Below are 2,980 nucleotides of genomic sequence, written 5' to 3'. Positions count from 1 at the left end.
GGAAGACGTCGAAGTCCTCCAACTTCTCACCGGTGGAGGCGAACAGGATCGGCTGCCCGGTGACCTCACGCACCGACAGCGCGGCACCACCACGGGCGTCGCCGTCGAGCTTGGAGAGGACCACACCGGTGATGCCCACGCCGTCACGGAACGCCTCGGCGGTGCGGACGGCGTCCTGACCGACCATCGCGTCGATGACGAAGATGACCTCGTCCGGCGAGACGGCGTCGCGGATGTCGGCGGCCTGCTGCATCATCTCGGCGTCGATGCCGAGCCGGCCGGCGGTGTCGACGATGACGATGTCGCGGGCGGCGCGCTTCGCGTGCTCGATCGACGCGCGCGCCACCTGCACCGGGTCACCGGTGCCGTTGCCGGGCTCCGGGGCGTACACCTCGACACCGGCCCGGCCACCGAGCACCTGCAGCTGCCCGACGGCGTTGGGGCGCTGGAGGTCGGCGGCGACCAGCAGCGGCTGGTGCCCCTGGCCCTTGAGCCAGCGGGCCAGCTTGCCGGCCAGGGTGGTCTTACCGGAACCCTGGAGACCGGCCAGCATGATCACGGTCGGCGGCTGCTTGGCGAACTGGAGCCGCCGGCCCTCGCCGCCGAGCACGTTGATCAGCTCTTCGTTGACGATCTTGATGATCTGCTGGGCCGGGTTCAGCGCCTGGGAGACCTCCGCGCTGCGGGCCCGCTCCTTCACGGCCGCGATGAAGCCCTTGACCACCGGCAGCGCGACGTCCGCCTCCAGCAGCGCGAGGCGGATCTCGCGCGCGGTGGCGTCGATGTCGGCGTCGGTGAGCCGCCCCTTGCCGCGGAGCTTGGTGAAGATCCCGGACAGGCGGTCACTCAAGGTGTCAAACACGCGAACATCCCGTTTGTCAGTGTTCCGGCGGGCACAACCCGGCCGGCACTGCGGAGTCCGGCCACCGCTAGGGTAACCGGCCACCCGCAAGGCCGCTGGCGGCCCGGGCCTCACCCCGAGACCAACCCCGATTGGTACGCGAAGACGACGAGCTGGGCCCGGTCCCGGGCTCCCAGCTTGCCCATCGCCCGGCTGACGTGGGTCCGCGCGGTCGCCGGGCTGACCACCAACCGGGCGGCGATCTCCTCGTTGTTCAGGCCCTCACCGACGAGGCCGACGACCTGGCGCTCCCGGTCGGTGAGCGCCTCCAGCCGAGGGTGCGGGCGAAGCACCCGGGACGGCCGCGTGGCGAACTCCCGCACCACCCGGCGGGTCACCGACGGCGACAGCAGCGCCTCCCCCTCGGCGACCAGCCGGATCGCGCGCAGCAGGTCGACCGGCCGGGTGTCCTTGGTGAGGAACCCGCTCGCGCCGTGCCGCAACGCGTCGAAGACGTACTCGTCCAGCTCGAAGGTGGTGAGCACGACCACCCGCGTGCCGGTCAGGTCGGGATCGGCGACGATCCGCCGGGTCGCCTCGATGCCGTCGATGCCGGGCATCCGGATGTCCATCAGCACCACGTCCGGCCGTTCCCGCCGGGCCAGCTCGACAGCCCGCAGCCCGTCGGCGGCCTCACCGGCGAGCGCCAGGTCGTCCTCGCTCTCCACCAGCGCGCGCAGGCCGAGCCGGACCAGGTCCTGGTCGTCGGCGACCAGCACCCGGATCACGTGGTCGGCTCCACGGGCAGCCGGGCGTACACCCGGAATCCGCCGCCGGAGCGCGGCCCGGTGTCCAACCGCCCGCCCAGCGCCTCGACCCGCTCCCGCATCCCGGCCAGACCGTGCCCGTCCCCACCGCCCGACACTGCGGCCCCGGTGCCCGTCCCCCGGTCGGTGACCTCGACTGTCACCTCGTCGGCGCGGTAGTCGACGGTCACCTCGGCGCTGGTCACCCCCGCGTGCCGCAGCACGTTGGTCAGCGCCTCCTGCACCACCCGGTACGCGGTCAGGTCCGCCGCTGCGGGCAACTCCCGAGGGTCGCCGGTCACCCGCGTCTCGACGGTGAGCCCGGCACCGGCGAGCCGGTCGCGCAGCGCCGGGAGCCGGGCCAGGCCGGGCACCGGCCCGCGCTCGGCGCCCTGCCGTACGGCGCCGAGGGTGACCCGGAGTTCGTCGAGTGCCTCCCGGCTGGTCCGGCTGATCGCGGTCAACGCGGTCTCCGCCTGTTCCGGCCGTTTCGGCAGCAGGTGCAGGGCGATCTCCGCCTGCATGCTGATCGCGGCCAAGCCGTGCCCCACCACGTCGTGCACCTCCTGCGCGATGCGCAGCCGCTCCTCGTCGGCCTGCCGCCGAGCCTGTTCGGCGCGGGTGCGGGCCTCCTCGGCGCGGGTACGCGCGGCCGACTCACGGTTGACCCGCACCACCACGCCCACCGCGAACGGTACGACCACCCAGGCCGAGGCGGGCAGCACTCCCGCCCAACCCGGCGCCGGCCCCCGGGCGACGAAGACGTGCGCCACCAACAGGACGAACGCGCCGCCGGCCGCGAGCGCCGCCGGGCGCACCGGCAGTCGCACCGCCACGGTGTACACCGCGAGCAGGAACGTGAGCAGGATCGGTCCGTACGGGTAACCGAGCACCAGGTACGTCGAGCTAGCCACGGTGATCACCGCGAGGGTGGCCACCGGGGCGCGCCGCCGGAACAGCAGGGCGAGCGCGGCGACCGCGATCAGCACCCGGCAGGCGGCGTCCACCGGCCTGGACCCCGGCTGGTTGTCACCGGCCAGCCCGGTGGCGAGCAACCCGAACGCGAGCAGCACCAGGGCCGGCACCGCATCCGGCCATCCCCACCGCCCGCCTGGTCGCATGGCCGTCATTCTGCCCGCGCCGGGGGCACCCGTCGTGCGTCCAGCGACGGCACCGTCGCTACGTCCGCCGACGTATCAGCGGCCACCAGCGGGCCTGCCGCTTCTCCGCGCGCCGGGTCGCGGCGGCGAGGACTGGCCGAGGAAGTTCGCGACGAACGCGGTGGCGGGGAACTCGTACAGGTCGGCGGGTGCGCCGAGTTGCTCGATCCGGC

General features: G+C 73.7%; 3 protein-coding genes. All 3 read right to left on the bottom strand.

The genetic code is table 11. The annotated features are described in order from the left end of the window. A partial coding sequence (locus tag ACWCO3_RS33475) for a signal recognition particle protein (protein WP_450013948.1) occupies positions 1–862 on the bottom strand: 862 nt, incomplete at its 3' end. 110 nt (positions 863–972) lie between these two features. Continuing rightward, a complete protein-coding gene (locus ACWCO3_RS33470) occupies positions 973–1,629 on the bottom strand; it encodes a response regulator transcription factor (RefSeq protein WP_450013946.1) in 657 nt (218 codons plus the stop codon). Then, complete coding sequence (locus ACWCO3_RS33465; RefSeq protein WP_450013944.1) at positions 1,626–2,768, bottom strand: sensor histidine kinase; 1,143 nt, start codon at positions 2,766–2,768, stop codon at positions 1,626–1,628. The genes ACWCO3_RS33470 and ACWCO3_RS33465 overlap by 4 nt, the downstream gene beginning before the upstream one ends. Positions 2,769–2,980: the final 212 nt, after the last annotated feature.

It is taken from the genome of Micromonospora sp. NPDC002411 (assembly GCF_053592955.1).
This window is presented reverse-complemented; position numbering and strand designations above follow the sequence as displayed.

Coding starts and splice junctions, on each gene's coding strand:
- ACWCO3_RS33465 (WP_450013944.1), bottom strand. CDS start 2,768: ATGCGACCAGGCGGGCGGTGGGGATGGCCGGATGCGGTGCCGGCCCTG.